A 13,807-nucleotide genomic window follows, 5' to 3' on the forward strand; every position below is an offset into this window, starting at 1 on the left:
GCCGGCCGGTCACTTCGTGCCGGTGATCAGGTCCGCCGACCAGGTCGAGGTGTCCTGGCCGCACACGACGAGGTCGCGCAGCACAGTGTCGAGCCCGCCGGCGATAGAGGTCCCGACGCCGGGCGACCGCGTCTCCGCAGCGCATACCCGCCAGCCCGTGATCGTCCTGCACGTGTGCGACGGATAGGAAAGCAGCGGGTCCGCGTCCGGGTCCTCATCCGGCGGACCGGCCCAGATCTCGACCTGCCCCCTGTTCGCTCCGGTGCCGAAGGTCAGGGTGACCAGAACGCTGTACGCGCTCGTGCCGCCGTCGACGGGCCGATCGACCTGTACCTGGGCGAGCCGCATCTGCGCTCGCGCGGGTACCCCCTTGATCTGCAGCGGAGTGGCGACGGTCGTGGTACCGATGACGGCCGTGTCCGCCACGTGCTCGAGCGTCTTCTCCGCCGTGTTGATCTCGAGGTAGGACCCGGAGACCGAAGCCCACGTACCCGAAGGCGTCTGCCAGACCAGTTCGGCGGACCCCTCGTCGTCGATGATGTCCGGGTGGATCGTGAACCAGTAGGCCTTGCCGCCGTTGACGTTCCGCGCGGCGATCCGATAGCCCGCGGTGGAGACGACCGACGTGGCCGGGCAACCCGGCGGCACCGCGGCCTGCTGGCCCGGCACCTGGGCCGCGTACGCGTAGACCGACAGAGAGATCTCCACATCCGGGTCGGAGGCGGAAGCGGCGTAGAGGACGTACGGGCTGCTCGTGCTGATCGCGAAGCCGCCGTCGAAGAACGGAACCGCTTGGCTGACCTGGGAGACCTCATCCGAGGGCAGCCAGCCGAACCGGCCGGGCACCTCGGTGCGGTAGTCGCCGGGCCCCGGATCGGCCTCGCCGACCAAGGTGGGGCAGGTGTCCGAGGACCTCGGATTCGCGGTGCCGAGCGTTCTGTCGGGCAGCAGCAGGCCTGCCGTCGCGACGGCACCGACGGCGGCCACCCCGGCCAGGCTTCGGACGATCTTGTGCCGGCGGCGGAGCAGGAATCCGTCCCGCGCCGCCTTGGCGACGTCGATCCGGCTCGGCGGCGCCGCCTCCTGGGCGAGCCGGTGCAGAGCCTCGGCCGGATCGAACCGGCTCTGCCCGGCTGTGCCGTGCTGCTCCTCGTCGCCGATCCAGTCGGAGAAGGGCTGCTTGTTCACGCTGACACCCCGCCTTCGATCTCGAGCAGCGCGCACAGCGACGCGATTGCGCGGGAGGTGTGGGACTTGACCCTGCTCTGGGAGCAGTTGAGTTCGGCCGCGGTCTGTTTCACCGTCAGATCGCAGTAGTAGCGCAGCACGAGCGCGGCGCGCTGCCGCGGCGGCAGGGTGGCGAAGGCATCGCGCAGGCTGAGCGAGACGTCCAGGTCGGGTGTCTCGACCGCGAGGTCCTCGGCGACGTGCCCGGGGGAGACGATGCGCTTCCACCAGGGGCGGCGCGTCTCGGAGATGAAGGTGTCGACGAGGATGGCGCGCAGGTGGCCGTCCAGATTCTGGAACGTACGGTCCCGCGGCCAGTGCGCGTAGAGCCTCGTCATCGAGATCTGCGCCAGGTCGTCGGCCTGGTCCCAGTCCTGGCACAGCAGATAGGCGACGCGCCGCAGCCAGGGCGTGCGCGTGGCCATGTGCTCGGCGAAGTCCCAGTCAGGTAGGTGCGGTGGCATCGGGATCCCGTCCATGCGGAAATCGGTCACCGCCGCCAACCGGCCCGAGGGCGGCCGGGTCGCACCGCGGAGCGCGGAGGCGGCGCGTGCAAATGACACCTCGAAGGGCGGTCACCCACATGTCGTGGGGACCGCCCTTCGGAAACGCTCTGCGTGGCTTCCGGTGCTCCGGTGAGCGCAGGCGAAGGTCAGCGAGTGACCTTGCCGGCCTTCAGGCACTTGGTGCAGACGTTCTGCCGCTTCGGCGTGCCGTTCGGCAGCGTCGTGCGGATGTTCTGGATGTTCGGGTTGAACCGACGCTTGGTGCGACGGTGCGAGTGCGACACGTTCATGCCGAAACCCGGACCCTTGCCGCAGACGTCACAGTTGGCAGCCACGGGAGACACTCCAAAAGACCGTTGTTACAGGTGGACTCGCGCCCAGGCGTGTTCCGGGCAACCTGGTCAGGGTAACCCACCAATCCGGTCCGGTGCCAATCCGCCTTCGGAACACCTAAGGTGTTGGGCTGTCAATCGATTCTGCCAGTGTGGTCGGCGGGTGGGAAATCCCGCTCAGGAAGGGCGCGCCGTGCTCGAAGCCGTCGACGGATCCGCGGTGCGCGCCTGGGCCCGGGCCTGCCTGGCCGCGCTCGGCAGGGCGCGCGAGGAGATCGACGCCCTCAACGTCTTCCCGGTGCCCGATGGCGACACCGGCACCAACCTCTACCTCACCTTCGACGCCGCGTGTGAGCGGCTCGACGCGCTCGAGCGCTCCGCCGACGCGGGGGCGGCGGGCGCGGCGGCGACGCTGGGCGCGCTGGCGGACGGAGCGCTGGAGGCCGCGCACGGCAACTCCGGCGCGATCCTGGCCCAGTTGCTGCGCGGGCTGGCGGACGAGCTGGCCGCGACTGCCCGGGTCGGCGGCTTCGTCGACCCCGGCGTGCTCGCCGCCGCACTGGCCCGGGCGGACGAGGCGGCCCGCGGCGCCGTCTCCCGGCCGGTCGAGGGCACGATGCTCTCGGTCGCCCGGGCCGCCGCCGAAGCCGCCCGCGAGCTGGTGCGCCGCAGCACCGACGCCGACGCGCCGCCGCCCGCGTTCGCCGCGGTGGCCGAGGCCGCCCGGCAGGCCGCCGCGGCCGCGCTGCGTGAGACCCAGAGCCAGCTGCCCGCGCTGACCGCCGCGGGCGTGGTCGACGCCGGCGGCCGCGGTGTCTGCGTGTTCCTGGACGTGCTCGCCGCGCTGGTCGGCGGGTACGACCCGCGCCGGCTCGAGCCCGCACGGCGTTCGCTGCTGCGCCCGATGCGCCCGCCCAAGTCGTCGTCGGGCCGGCCCTCGGTGGGCCGGTCCGAGGGCTCCGGCGGGCAGGGTCCGGGGCTGGAGCTGGTCTTCCTGATCGACACCGAGTCGGTGGACGCGCTGCGGGCCGAGCTGGAGCGGATCTGCGCGGCCGACGGCGGCGACTCCCTGGTCATAGCGGGCGGTTCCGGCCGCTACCGCGTGCACGTCCACCTGCATCAGCCGGGCCCGGCGATCGAGGCCGCGCTCGACCACGGCCGTCCGCGCGACCTGCGGGTGACCGCGCTGACCGAGTGCCTCGACCACGGCGGCACCCCGCGCCCGGCGCCGCGCTCCGGCCGGGTGGTGCTGGCCGCGGCCGCCGGCCCGGGCATCGCCGCCCTGTTCGCCGAGGCCGGCGCGCTGCCGCTGACCGGCCCGGACGACCGTCCGCCGACCAGCGCGCAGCTGAGCCGGGCGGTGCTGGACGCGGGCGTGCGCGAGGTGGTCATCGTGACCTCCGACCCCGACGGCCTGGCCGGCGCCTTCGCCGCGGCCGACCAGGCCGAGCGCGACCTGCCCGGGGTGCGGGTCGCGGTGATCCCGAGCAAGGCGGCCGTGCAGGCCGTGGCCGCGCTCGCGGTGCACGAGCCGGGCCGCCGCTTCGACGCCGACGTGGTCGCGATGACCGCGGCGGCCGGCGCCACCCGCTACGGTGCGCTGCGGCTGGCCGAGGACGACGCCTGGACGATGGCCGGCGTGGTCGCGGCCGGAGACGTGCTCGGCTTCATCGAGGACGACGTCGCGGTGATCGCGGACTCCGTGCTGGAGGCCGCGCTGGGCGTGGTGGACCGGATGGTGTCGGCGGGCGGTGAGATGGTGACCTTGGTGGCCGGCGCGGGCCTCGGGCTGCCCACCGCGCGGCTCGTGGACGCCGTCACCAGCCGGGTGCTCGCCCGCAGGCCGGAGATGGACGTGGTCGCCTACGACGGCGGGCAGACGGACTGGCCGCTGCTGATCGGGGTCGAGTAGCGGGCCCGTCCGACGGGCACCCGGGAGGCGGGTGGCCGGAAGCGAGGAAGGGAAGCGGATGAGCGTCGCGGGAACCGGGGCCGCGGACCCCCTCGGCCTCCCCCTCGCCGGGGTGGTGGGCGACCGCACCGCGAAGGTGCTGGTCAAAGAGCTGAGACTGGCGACCCTCGGGGATCTGCTGCGCTACTACCCGCGGCGCTACTACGAGCGCGGCGAGTTCTCGGATCTGAGCCGGGTTCAGCTGGACGAGGAGATCACGGTCCAGGCCGAGGTGGCCAAGGTCACCAAGCATCCCGGGCCGGGCCGCCGGCCGCCGCGGGTGGAGGTGGAGATCACCGACGGCAGGGGCTCGCTCCAGCTGACCTTCTTCAACTCCTGGGTGGCCGACCGCGAGCTGCGGCCGGGCAAGTCAGGCCTCTTCGCCGGCAAGGTGGGCAGCTTCCGCGGCCGCCCGCAGGTCGTGCAGCCGGAGTACTACCTCTACGACGCGGATGAGGACGAGGGCAAGGCCGCGGAGGAGTTCGCCAAGCCGCGGCCGGTGTATCCGGCCACCGCGAAACTGCCCACCTGGACCATCGAACGCTGCGTGCGGGTCGTGCTCGACTCCCTGCCGCAGCTCGAGGACCCGCTGCCGGCCGCGCTGCGCAAGCAGTTCCGGTTGATGGATCTGCGCACCGCGTTCGAGCGCGTGCACCGGCCCGACGAGGTCGCCGAGACCTTCCCGGCCAAGGAGCGGCTGAAGTGGGACGAGGCCCTGCCGCTGCAGATCGTGCTGGCGAAGCGCCGGCTCGCCTCGCTGGGTGAGACGGCCGCCGCCCGCGAGAGCCGGCCCGGGGGCGTGCTCGAGCGCTTCGACCAGCGGCTTCCGTTCACGCTGACCGCCGGCCAGCAGGCCGTGTGCGCCGAGATCGAGCAGGACCTGGCGCAGACCCACCCGATGCACCGGCTGCTGCAGGGCGAGGTGGGTTCCGGCAAGACGATCGTGGCGCTGCGGGCGATGCTGACGGTCGTGGACGGCGGCGGCCAGGCCGTGCTGCTGGCCCCGACCGAGGTGCTCGCGCAGCAGCACCACCGTTCGATCACGCAGATGCTCGGCTCGATCGCCCGCCCGGGCCAGCTCGACGGCGACCCGGACGGGACGAAGGTCGCGCTGCTGACGGGTTCTCAGGGCGCGAAGGAACGCAAGGCGAACCTGCTCGACGCGGCCGGCGGGGACGCCGGGATCGTGGTCGGCACGCACGCCGTCATCCAGGAGCACGTGCAGTTCCAGGACCTCGGCCTGGTGGTGGTGGACGAGCAGCACCGGTTCGGCGTGGAGCAGCGCGACGCTTTGCGCGCGAAGGGATCCGTGCCGCCGCACCTGCTGGTGATGACCGCGACGCCGATCCCGCGCACCGTGGCCATGACCGTGTTCGGCGACCTGGAGACGTCCGTGCTGGCCGAGCTGCCCGGCGGCCGCTCGCCGATCTCGACGCACGTGGTGCCCGCGCTGGAGAAGCCGAACTTCTTCGTCCGCGCCTGGGAGCGGATCCGGGAGGAGGTCGCCGCCGGGCATCAGGCCTATGTCGTGTGCCCGCGGATCGGCGGCGAGGCCGGCGACGAGACGGACGGGGACGAGAGCGACGCGCCGCCGCCCGAGGCCGCCGAGTCGGAGCGCCGTGCCCCGCTGGCCGTCGCCGACATCGCGGCCGAGCTCGAGGCCGGGCCGCTGGCCGGTCTGCGCATCGGCGTGCTGCACGGCCGGCTCGCGCCCGCGGAGAAGGACGAGGTGATGACGGCGTTCAACGAGGGCTCGCTGGACGTGCTGGTGGCCACGACCGTGGTCGAGGTCGGCGTGAACGTGCCGAACGCGAGCGTCATGGTCATCCTCGACGCCGACCGCTTCGGCGTCTCCCAGCTGCACCAGCTGCGCGGCCGGGTCGGCCGGGGCAGCGTCCCGGGCCTGTGCCTGCTGGTGACGGAGGCGTTCGCGGACACCCCGGCGCGGGAGCGGCTGGACGCGGTGGCGGGCACGCTGGACGGGTTCGAGCTCTCCCGGATCGACCTCGAGCAGCGCCGCGAGGGCGACGTGCTCGGGGCGGCCCAGTCCGGACGGCGCAGCTCCCTGCGACTGCTCTCGGTGCTCAAGGACGAGGAGCTGATCGGCCGGGCCAGGCAGGCCGCGACGGAGCTGGTCGCCGAGGACCCGGAGCTGGCCGGGCAGCCGGGGCTGCGCGCCGCGGTGGCCGCGTTGCAGGACTCTGATCGGGCCGACTACCTGGCCATGACATGACATGAGGTTGGCTCACGTTTGGCTCTTGCCGTAATGGCCTGGCCACCCTAATCTCGGCCCGTGACCGACACCGTGGGGGGACCCGAGCCGGATCCGGAATTCGACGCGGAGTTCGCGAAACTGCTGCGCGATATGGCAGCCGGGCGGCCGGCCCGCGTGCACGAGCCCTCGGCCCGGGCGCGGATGCTGCAGAGCCAGTGGCGTGACCAGCCACCGCCGACCACGCCGTGGCGCGGCGACGCTCCGACCTTCGGCGACGCCACGGTCGAGGCGAACGGCGCGCGCAAGGCGAAGTACCGCCGCGGAAACCCCGGCGGCCGGGCCTGGCCGCGCAACACCGCGATCGCCGTGATCATCGGCGCGCTCGCCTTCGCCATGATCGAGACCGACCGCGGCCGCTCCGGAGCGGCAGGCGCGAACGCGCAGCAGGCGACCTCGACGGTCACCGCGACGAGCGACTCCGCGTACCTCGCCGCGGACGGGATGATCCCGCTGGCGCAGCTGTTCCCCAAGACCGTCCCGGCCGCGGACGGAGCCTCGTACGAGCTGCTGCAGTCCGGCAGGCTCGCCGACTGCATCAAGTCCGACCTGGTCGGCGCGAGGCTGGCGGGCCTGCTCGCGCAGAGCAACGGCTGCGTGGGCGGCGAGGAAGCGCTTTACAAGGACGCGGCGGGCGACCAGTTCAACGTCGTGGTCTTCACGCTCGAGGACACCCGGGACGCGCTGCGGATCATGAACGACCTGTCCATGAACGAGACCGACTTCGAGGTCGCCACGCAGATCCCGCCGGTGGACTCCGGCCTGGCGGACCTGTCCGCCGAGGACGCGGTCGTGCAGGACTTCGCCAGCGACGGGCACCAGCTCGGCGTCTTCATGGCGCAGTGGGCCGACGGCCGCGGGACCGACGCCGAGGACCTGGGGAAGCTGCTGAATCCGCTGCAGACCTCGATCGGCGAGAACCTGTCAGCGGAAGGGGAGGACAACCCGTGACCCAGATCGATCCGTGGGCCGTGCCGGTGCCCGGCCGAGGCGGCGACATCTCGCTGCCGGCCGTACCCGCGCAGGTCGGCGACGCCTGGAGCGAACGCCGGACGATACCGACGGTCGCGGCGGCCGTGCTGTGGTTCTCCACGGCCGTGCTGCAGGTGGCGTGGCTGGTCTTCGGGCAGACGAAAGTCCTGATCAACCCCGTGCAGGGCGATTACACCGCCGAGATATCCGACAAGGGGACGGCCTGCCTCGGCTTCGTTCTGATCGGCGTCCTGCTGCTGCGCCTGCGCACCCGGACGCTCGGCCTGGGTCTGTCGATGTTCATCGGCTTGTCCTGGGCGGCCACCGCACCCAGTGATCTGCGCCCGGTGGATTGGAACGGAACCTACCCCGGGAATTACCTGTTCTGTGTCTCGCTCATCGCCGGTACGTCGGCGGGGGCCCTGTCCGCGGCCGAACTCATCCGCCGGCGCCGAGCCGAGGGCCCGGCCGCTCCACCGCCGCCGCCGGCCACCCGTGCCCGAATCCGGCAGCTCGGCATCGCCGCCGGCCTGGTCAGCCTCGCCTGCGCCGTCGGTTCGAACCTGGTCGACATCCGGATCGATCACGACCTGACCCGTGGCCTGCACTGTTGCACCTATACCGACGCCACCGCCGTGACGAAGGGCGGATACCTGGCCGACTGGGTGTTCATCGCGATCGTGGCGGTCTCGGCCGTCGTGTTCCGTTCGCGGTTCCTCTCCGTCGCCGCGTTCCTCGTGCCCGTCTTCAGCGCGGTCCGCCTGATCGTGGACGGCGTGGTCCGAGTCATCTGGCCGGTGTCCTCGCTCTACGGTCGGCACGGCGCAGAGGTCATCGGCCGGATGGGTGACGGCTCGGTCGGCTCGGTGATCCACACCTCGCTCGAGCTCGGATTCTGGCTGCTCGTCGCGCAGACGGTCGTCCTGCTCGCCGCGGCCTTCATCAGGTCCCGGATCAGGCCGACGGTCGGCGAAGCTTCAGTTTGATCACCAGTGCGCCGCTCTGCCAGGCCTGCCGCAGGTCGGCCGGGCGGGGGCTGCCGTCGGCCTCGATGGCGATCTTGTTGAACTTGGCGAAGTTCTTGTTGTGCCGGCAGATCACGTCGTAGAGCGCGACCACGCTGGTCTCGTCCCGGATCATTTCGACGTCGGCGCTGCGGCGCCTGCCCTTGTACCGCACGTCGAGCGGCTCACCGGTGCGCAGGTTCTTGGCCCAGCCGAAGCATGTGCCGATCAGCAGCGCGTCCTCGTGCTCGACGTAGGCGACCGGCACGTCGTAGCGCCGTCCGCTCTTGCGGCCGACGACGTAGAGCGTGATCAGGTACCTGCCGATGCCCGACGAGACGAGCGGCGCGGCCAGCAGCCCGCGCATGATCCGGTTCAGAAGTTGCTGGTAGGCCATGGTCTGCGGCTGCCCCGGGGCCCCGGCACCCGGCGTGGATGAGGTGTCAGTACTCATGCATCCCGACGCTAGACCCGCCCCCGCCGGGCCGCAACGGAAACGGGCGGTTACCGGCGAATCCCCAGCAACCGCACAGCCCGCGCACAGCCGCGTCCCGGCCGCCGGGCCCCGTAAACTGGCCCGGTGACCAGGATCATCGCAGGCCAGGCCCGCGGCCGGCAGCTCGTCGTGCCGCCCGGCGCCGGTACCCGTCCGACCTCCGACCGGGCCAGGGAGGGGCTGTTCTCGTCGCTCGACGCGCGTCTGCACGGCCTCGGCGGAATGCGGGTGATCGACGCGTTCGCCGGCTCCGGCGCGGTCGGCGTCGAGGCACTGTCCCGCGGCGCCGCGGCGGCCCTGATGATCGAGACCGACCCGCGCGCCGCCGAGGCGATCCGGACCAACCTGCGCACCGTCGGCGTGCCCGGCGGCCGGCTGCTGACCGACCGGGTCGAGCAGGTGGCCGCGCAGGACTGCGCCGAGGCGCCGTACGAGGTGCTCTTCCTCGACCCGCCCTACGCGCTCGAGGCGAAGGCGCTGGGCGAGCTGATCGCGGACTTCGCCCGGCACGGCTGGCTCGCCGAGAGCGCGCTGGTCTGCGTCGAGCGCGCCAGCCGCGATCCGGAGTTCCCGTGGCCCGAGGGCTTCGATCCGCTCCGGGCCCGGAAGTACGGCGAAGGCACCCTCTGGTACGGTCACCGCCGTGAGCAGTGACGCTACGAACCCCGGGCCCTCGCCCCGGCGCCGGGTGGTCTGCCCCGGATCCTTCGACCCGGTGACCAACGGACACCTTGACATCATCACCCGCATGACCGGGCTCTTCGACGAAGTCGTCGTCGCGGTGGGCAAGAACGCGGGCAAGAACGGCCTGTTCCCCTTCGAGGAGCGGATGCGCATGATCCGCGAGGTGACCGGGCACCTGCCCAACGTCACCGTCGAGATGGTCGACGGCCTGCTGGTGGACTTCTGCGCCGAGCGCGGGATCAAGGCGATCGTCAAGGGTCTGCGGGCGGTGGGCGACTTCGACTACGAACTTCAGATGTCGCAGATGAACCACCGGCTGGCCGGCGTCGAGACCCTGTTCGTCGCCACCAACCCGCTCTACAGCTTCCTGTCCTCCTCGCTGATCAAGGAGGTCTGCGCACTCGGCGGCGACGTCTCCGGGCTGCTGCCCGAGCCGGTGCTGGCGCAGCTGGTCGAGCGGCTGCGCAAGTAGCCGACACCCCGTCGGCGCCCCGGCCCGCGTCGCCGAGGGCTGACGCCCGGACTTTCCGGACAAAGGGGGCAGTTGCCTCGGTGCTCTCCGTCCGCCGCGCGGTTCGGGGTACCGTGGACGGGCGCGGCCGAGCCGGCGGCGCCTAGGTGACGCAGGGAGTTGGAGTCCGTTGGACGTCAACGCGAAGATCGACGAGCTCATCGAGATCGTGGAGGGTGCGCGTGCGATGCCGATGTCGGCGTCGTGCGTCATCAACCGCACACAGGTGCTCGAGCTGCTCGACGAGCTCAAGCGCGGGATGCCGGAGGAGATGGACCGGGCCCGCCGGGTTCTGGACGACCGCGAGTCCGTCCTGGCCGAAGGCCGTCGCGAGGCCGAACGCCTGATCGAGCGCACCCGCGGGGAGCGCGACTCCATCATCAACAACACCGACATCTCCCGCGAGGCCCGCGGGGCGGCGTCGCACATCCTGGACGAAGCCCGCCGCGAGGCGGACGCCATCCGGGCCGAGGCGGACGAGTACGTCGACCAGAAGCTGGCCAACTTCGAGGTGGTGCTGGGCAAGACGCTCCAGGCCGTCGGCCGCGGCCGCGACAAGATGCGCGGCAGCAACCCGATGGAGGAGCTCGGCCGGCACGTCGAGGAGCAGGACCTGGTCGCGGCCGAGCGCAAGCGGTCCCGGGACTTCTCCGGCACCGGCGAGATGCCGCAGGTGCGCGAGCCCTACGACAACCGCTTCGAGGGCAACGACTTCGAGGGCGAGAACCGCTTCGAGGGCAACGACTTCGAGACCGGCGGCACCTTCGACGGCGGCGGCTTCGACGGCAACGGCTTCGACGGGGGCAACTTCGACTCCGGCAGCTTCGAGACGACCGGGGAGTTCACCCGGATCGCCTTCGAGGAGGCCGAGCGCCCCTACGAGCCGCACCCGCACACCGGCTACGACGAGCAGGGCTACGCTCAGGCTCCGCAGCAGCCGTACTACGCCGCCGAAGCCCAGGGCTACGACAGCGGCGCGTACGAGCAGCCCGGATACGACCAGGGCGCGGTCCAGGGCTACGGCACCGGCGAGTTCCCGGCCGAGGCCCCCTACGGCCAGGACGCCTACGGCCAGCAGCAGGGCTACGGCGCCCCGGCCGGCTACGGCCACCCCGGCCACCAGCCGGGTCCCGGGCCGGAGTACCCGGCGGACGAGACCTCGTACTTCGACACCGGCCTGATCGACGTGCGCCAGTTCCAGCAGCAACAGCAGTACCGCTGAGCCACGCGCGGCGGTGGCCTGACGCCGCGTGAACGCCCGGGCGCCGACGGTGACATCCGCACCGTCGGCGCCCGGGCGTCGTCGGCCGCGGCGTAAACCCGGCCGAGGGCGGCCGAACGGCGGGTAGACTTGAGGCATGCCTCCCGTATCCAAGCCGAAGCGTCCAGACGTGCGCTCGCCCTACGTCTTCGACGTGCGCGAGTTCGGCCGGCGCCCCGGCGCGATGCGCCAGTTCGACCGCGACCTGCCGGCCGAGGCCCTGCTCGGCGGCGGCTCCACCCTCGACGGGCTCTACACCCCGGAGAGCGCGGACCTGCTGCTCGACCTGCGCCTCGAGTCCGTCGTGGAGGGCGTGCTGGCCACCGGCCGGGTCTCCGGCTCGCTGGTCGGCGAGTGCGTGCGCTGCCTCGACCCGGTCGAGGTCGAGGTCGACGCCGACTTCCAGGAGCTCTTCTATTACGACCCGGAGGAGCTGACCGCCGAGGAGCGCGAGGAGGCCGTCGCCGTCGTCGAGGAGCTCGTCGACGTCGAACCCCTGGTGCGCGACGCGGTCATGCTCGACCTCCCGCTGCAGCCGCTGTGCGAGCCGGACTGCCCGGGCCTGTGCCCGCAGTGCGGCGCCTCGCTGGCCGAGGATCCGGAGCACCACCACGACGCGGTGGATCCGCGCTGGGCCGCCCTGAGCGGACTCGGCACCGAGCGCTCCGAATAGGCCGTCACCTCGGCCGAACCCGTGTGCGGGGGCCGTGGTTCGTAACACCCGCCGACTTCCGGTAAAGTCGTCGGGTACGACCGAATGACCTTTGCAGTAACTGACCAGGAGTTTGAGCCGTGGCCGTTCCGAAGCGCAAGAAGTCCCGCAGCCGTACCCGTACGCGCCGCGCCCAGTGGAAGGCCGCCCCGCTGACCCTGGTCGCCTGCGACCGGTGCCGGGAGACGAAGCGTCCGCACACCGTCTGCCAGAACTGCGGCACCTACGACAAGCGCCAGGTGCTGGCCGTCTAAGGCCGCGGCCCGACGGAAGACGGTCGTGACCGACTCCCTGAAACCGCCCGTGCTCCTGGAGCAGCGGCTCGGTCTGCCGATCGACCCGCAGCTCCTGGAGCAGGCGCTCACGCACCGGTCCTTCGCCTACGAGAACGGCCACTGCCCGACCAACGAGCGGTTGGAGTTCCTCGGCGACTCGGTGCTCGGCATCGTGGTCACCAGCACGCTCTACCACACCCATCCGGATCTGCCGGAGGGTCAGCTGGCGAAGTTCCGCTCCCATGTGGTCAGTGCCAAGGCGCTGGCCGAGGTGGGCCGCGAGCTCGAGCTCGGCGACTTCCTGCGCCTGGGCAAGGGCGAGGAGGCCACCGGCGGCCGCGACAAGTCCTCCATCCTGGCCGACGCCATGGAGGCGCTGCTCGGCGCGGTGTACCTGGACCACGGTCTCGACACCGTCAGCGAGCTGATCCACCGGCTGTTCGACCGGTTGATCGAGGCCTCCGCCGGACTCGGCGCCGGCCTCGACTGGAAGACCTCGCTGCAGGAGCTGACCGCCGAGCCCTCCCTCGGCGTGCCCGCGTACCTGGTCGAGGAAGAGGGCCCGGAGCACGACAAGTCCTTCACCGCCCGGGTGCGGGTGAACGAGGTCGACTACCCGAGCGGCCAGGGCCGGTCGAAGAAGAACGCCGAGCAGATCGCCGCCGAGCACGCCTACCGCGCCATCCGCAAGGAGTACGGCTCGGCCAAGGCGGAGCCCGACGGCACGGCCCGACCCGCGAGTCCCGCCGGTGCCTGAGCTGCCCGAGGTCGAGGTCGTACGCCGAGGCCTGGACCGGTGGGTCGCCGGACGCACCGTCAGCCGGGTCGAGGTGCTCCACCCCCGCGCGATCCGGCGGCACGTCGCCGGGGCCGCGGACTTCGCAGGCCGGCTGTCCGGCCAGCGCGTGCTCGGCGCCGGCCGGCGCGGCAAATACCTCTGGCTTCCGCTCGACGGCGGCGAGGCGCTGCTCGGCCACCTCGGCATGAGCGGCCAGCTCCTGGTCCAGCCCGCGGAAGCCCCCGACGAGGTGCACCTGCGCGTGCGCGTCGAGTTCAGCGACGGCGGTCCGCAGCTGCGCTTCGTGGACCAGCGCACCTTCGGCGGCCTGAGCCTGGAACCGATGGCCGGCTCCGTGCCCGCGCCGGTCGCGCACATCGCCCGCGACCCGCTGGACCCCGAGTTCGACGACGCCGCGTTCCTCAAGGCCCTGCGAGCCAAGCAGACCGGGATCAAGCGCGCCCTGCTGGACCAGACGCTCATCAGCGGCATCGGCAACATCTACGCCGACGAGTCGCTGTGGCGGGCCGGGCTGCACTACGAACGCTCGGCCGGCGCGCTCACCCGCCCCAAGGCGGTCACCCTGCTCGCCGAGGTGCGCAAGGTGCTCGGCGAATCCCTGGAACAGGGCGGGACGTCCTTCGACTCGCTGTACGTCAACGTCAACGGCGAGTCAGGGTACTTCTCCCGCGCGCTCAACGCGTACGGCCGGGAGGACCTGCCCTGCCCGCGCTGCGACACCCCGATACGGCGCGCGGCGTTCATGAACCGCTCCAGCTACTTCTGCCCGCGCTGCCAACGCCCCTGAAGCCGCCGCCGGGGTACG

15 protein-coding genes are annotated in these 13,807 nt (G+C 72.1%); 11 read left to right on the forward strand and 4 right to left on the reverse strand.

Annotated elements, in window-relative coordinates; all coding sequences use genetic code 11:
- Nucleotides 1-9 precede the first annotated feature (9 nt).
- The 3 genes from ACTRO_RS29610 to rpmB all read right to left on the reverse strand — a co-directional run bounded on the left by ACTRO_RS29610 (nt 10) and on the right by rpmB (nt 2,068).
- Nucleotides 10-1,188 (reverse strand): hypothetical protein, encoded by a 1,179-nt coding sequence (locus ACTRO_RS29610; protein ID WP_034268319.1) that lies wholly within the window; start codon nt 1,186-1,188, stop codon nt 10-12.
- Entirely contained in the window at nt 1,185-1,706 is a 522-nt protein-coding gene (locus ACTRO_RS29615; RefSeq protein ID WP_245594526.1) for a SigE family RNA polymerase sigma factor, read from the reverse strand. Before ACTRO_RS29615 ends, ACTRO_RS29610 begins: the two co-directional genes overlap by 4 nt.
- A gap of 173 nt (nt 1,707-1,879) precedes the next feature.
- On the reverse strand, nt 1,880-2,068 hold the full coding sequence (gene rpmB, locus ACTRO_RS29620) for a 50S ribosomal protein L28 (protein ID WP_034268322.1): 189 nt from the start codon (nt 2,066-2,068) through the stop codon (nt 1,880-1,882).
- 160 nt (nt 2,069-2,228) lie between these two features.
- On the opposite strand from rpmB, the gene ACTRO_RS29625 reads away from it, so the two are divergent.
- Genes ACTRO_RS29625 through ACTRO_RS29640 form a run of 4 tightly spaced genes read left to right on the forward strand, consistent with a single transcriptional unit; the run spans nt 2,229 to nt 8,246 of the window.
- Nucleotides 2,229-3,977, forward strand: a complete 1,749-nt coding sequence (locus tag ACTRO_RS29625) for a DAK2 domain-containing protein (protein WP_211244453.1) — start codon at nt 2,229-2,231, stop codon at nt 3,975-3,977.
- Between the two features lie 58 nt (nt 3,978-4,035).
- Nucleotides 4,036-6,249, forward strand: a complete 2,214-nt coding sequence (gene recG, locus ACTRO_RS29630; RefSeq protein WP_034268327.1) for an ATP-dependent DNA helicase RecG — start codon at nt 4,036-4,038, stop codon at nt 6,247-6,249.
- 60 nt (nt 6,250-6,309) lie between these two features.
- On the forward strand, nt 6,310-7,239 hold the full coding sequence (locus ACTRO_RS44120; protein WP_051451582.1) for an SCO2583/SCO2584 N-terminal domain-containing protein: 930 nt from the start codon (nt 6,310-6,312) through the stop codon (nt 7,237-7,239).
- Complete coding sequence (locus tag ACTRO_RS29640; RefSeq protein WP_034268330.1) at nt 7,236-8,246, forward strand: hypothetical protein; 1,011 nt, start codon at nt 7,236-7,238, stop codon at nt 8,244-8,246. Before ACTRO_RS44120 ends, ACTRO_RS29640 begins: the two co-directional genes overlap by 4 nt.
- Here ACTRO_RS29640 and ACTRO_RS29645 read toward each other — a convergent pair.
- On the reverse strand, nt 8,215-8,718 hold the full coding sequence (locus ACTRO_RS29645; RefSeq protein ID WP_211244454.1) for a PNPOx family protein: 504 nt from the start codon (nt 8,716-8,718) through the stop codon (nt 8,215-8,217). The two genes, ACTRO_RS29640 and ACTRO_RS29645, sit on opposite strands and share 32 nt — an antisense overlap.
- Before the next feature lie 126 nt (nt 8,719-8,844).
- Here ACTRO_RS29645 and rsmD point away from each other — a divergent pair, with 126 nt between their 5' ends.
- The 7 genes from rsmD (at nt 8,845) to mutM (ending at nt 13,789) form a co-directional block, all read left to right on the forward strand.
- Nucleotides 8,845-9,414: a 16S rRNA (guanine(966)-N(2))-methyltransferase RsmD gene (rsmD, locus tag ACTRO_RS29650; RefSeq protein ID WP_034268336.1), complete on the forward strand. Its 570-nt coding sequence runs from the start codon at nt 8,845-8,847 to the stop codon at nt 9,412-9,414.
- On the forward strand, nt 9,404-9,916 hold the full coding sequence (gene coaD, locus ACTRO_RS29655; RefSeq protein WP_051451583.1) for a pantetheine-phosphate adenylyltransferase: 513 nt from the start codon (nt 9,404-9,406) through the stop codon (nt 9,914-9,916). Before rsmD ends, coaD begins: the two co-directional genes overlap by 11 nt.
- A gap of 169 nt (nt 9,917-10,085) precedes the next feature.
- Nucleotides 10,086-11,177 (forward strand): ATP synthase subunit B family protein, encoded by a 1,092-nt coding sequence (locus ACTRO_RS29660; RefSeq protein ID WP_051451584.1) that lies wholly within the window; start codon nt 10,086-10,088, stop codon nt 11,175-11,177.
- Nucleotides 11,178-11,313: 136 nt separating this feature from the next.
- Entirely contained in the window at nt 11,314-11,889 is a 576-nt protein-coding gene (locus ACTRO_RS29665) for a YceD family protein (protein ID WP_034268341.1), read from the forward strand.
- Nucleotides 11,890-12,008: 119 nt separating this feature from the next.
- Nucleotides 12,009-12,182, forward strand: a complete 174-nt coding sequence (gene rpmF / locus ACTRO_RS29670; RefSeq protein WP_034268343.1) for a 50S ribosomal protein L32 — start codon at nt 12,009-12,011, stop codon at nt 12,180-12,182.
- A gap of 25 nt (nt 12,183-12,207) precedes the next feature.
- Nucleotides 12,208-12,960 (forward strand): ribonuclease III, encoded by a 753-nt coding sequence (gene rnc, locus ACTRO_RS29675; RefSeq protein WP_034268345.1) that lies wholly within the window; start codon nt 12,208-12,210, stop codon nt 12,958-12,960.
- A complete protein-coding gene (gene mutM, locus ACTRO_RS29680; RefSeq protein ID WP_034268347.1) occupies nt 12,953-13,789 on the forward strand; it encodes a bifunctional DNA-formamidopyrimidine glycosylase/DNA-(apurinic or apyrimidinic site) lyase in 837 nt (278 codons plus the stop codon). Before rnc ends, mutM begins: the two co-directional genes overlap by 8 nt.
- The last annotated feature ends 18 nt before the right edge of the window (nt 13,790-13,807 follow it).

It is taken from the genome of Actinospica robiniae DSM 44927, assembly GCF_000504285.1.
GTDB lineage: Bacteria > Actinomycetota > Actinomycetes > Streptomycetales > Catenulisporaceae > Actinospica > Actinospica robiniae.

What these genes read in the sequence shown, in the direction of transcription:
- ACTRO_RS29615 (WP_245594526.1), bottom strand. Translation starts at nt 1,706, where the DNA reads ATGGACGGGATCCCGATGCCACCGCACCTACCTGACTGGGACTTCGCC.
- ACTRO_RS29645 (WP_211244454.1), bottom strand. Translation starts at nt 8,718, where the DNA reads ATGAGTACTGACACCTCATCCACGCCGGGTGCCGGGGCCCCGGGGCAG.
- recG (WP_034268327.1), top strand. Translation starts at nt 4,036, where the DNA reads ATGAGCGTCGCGGGAACCGGGGCCGCGGACCCCCTCGGCCTCCCCCTC.
- ACTRO_RS29665 (WP_034268341.1), top strand. Translation starts at nt 11,314, where the DNA reads ATGCCTCCCGTATCCAAGCCGAAGCGTCCAGACGTGCGCTCGCCCTAC.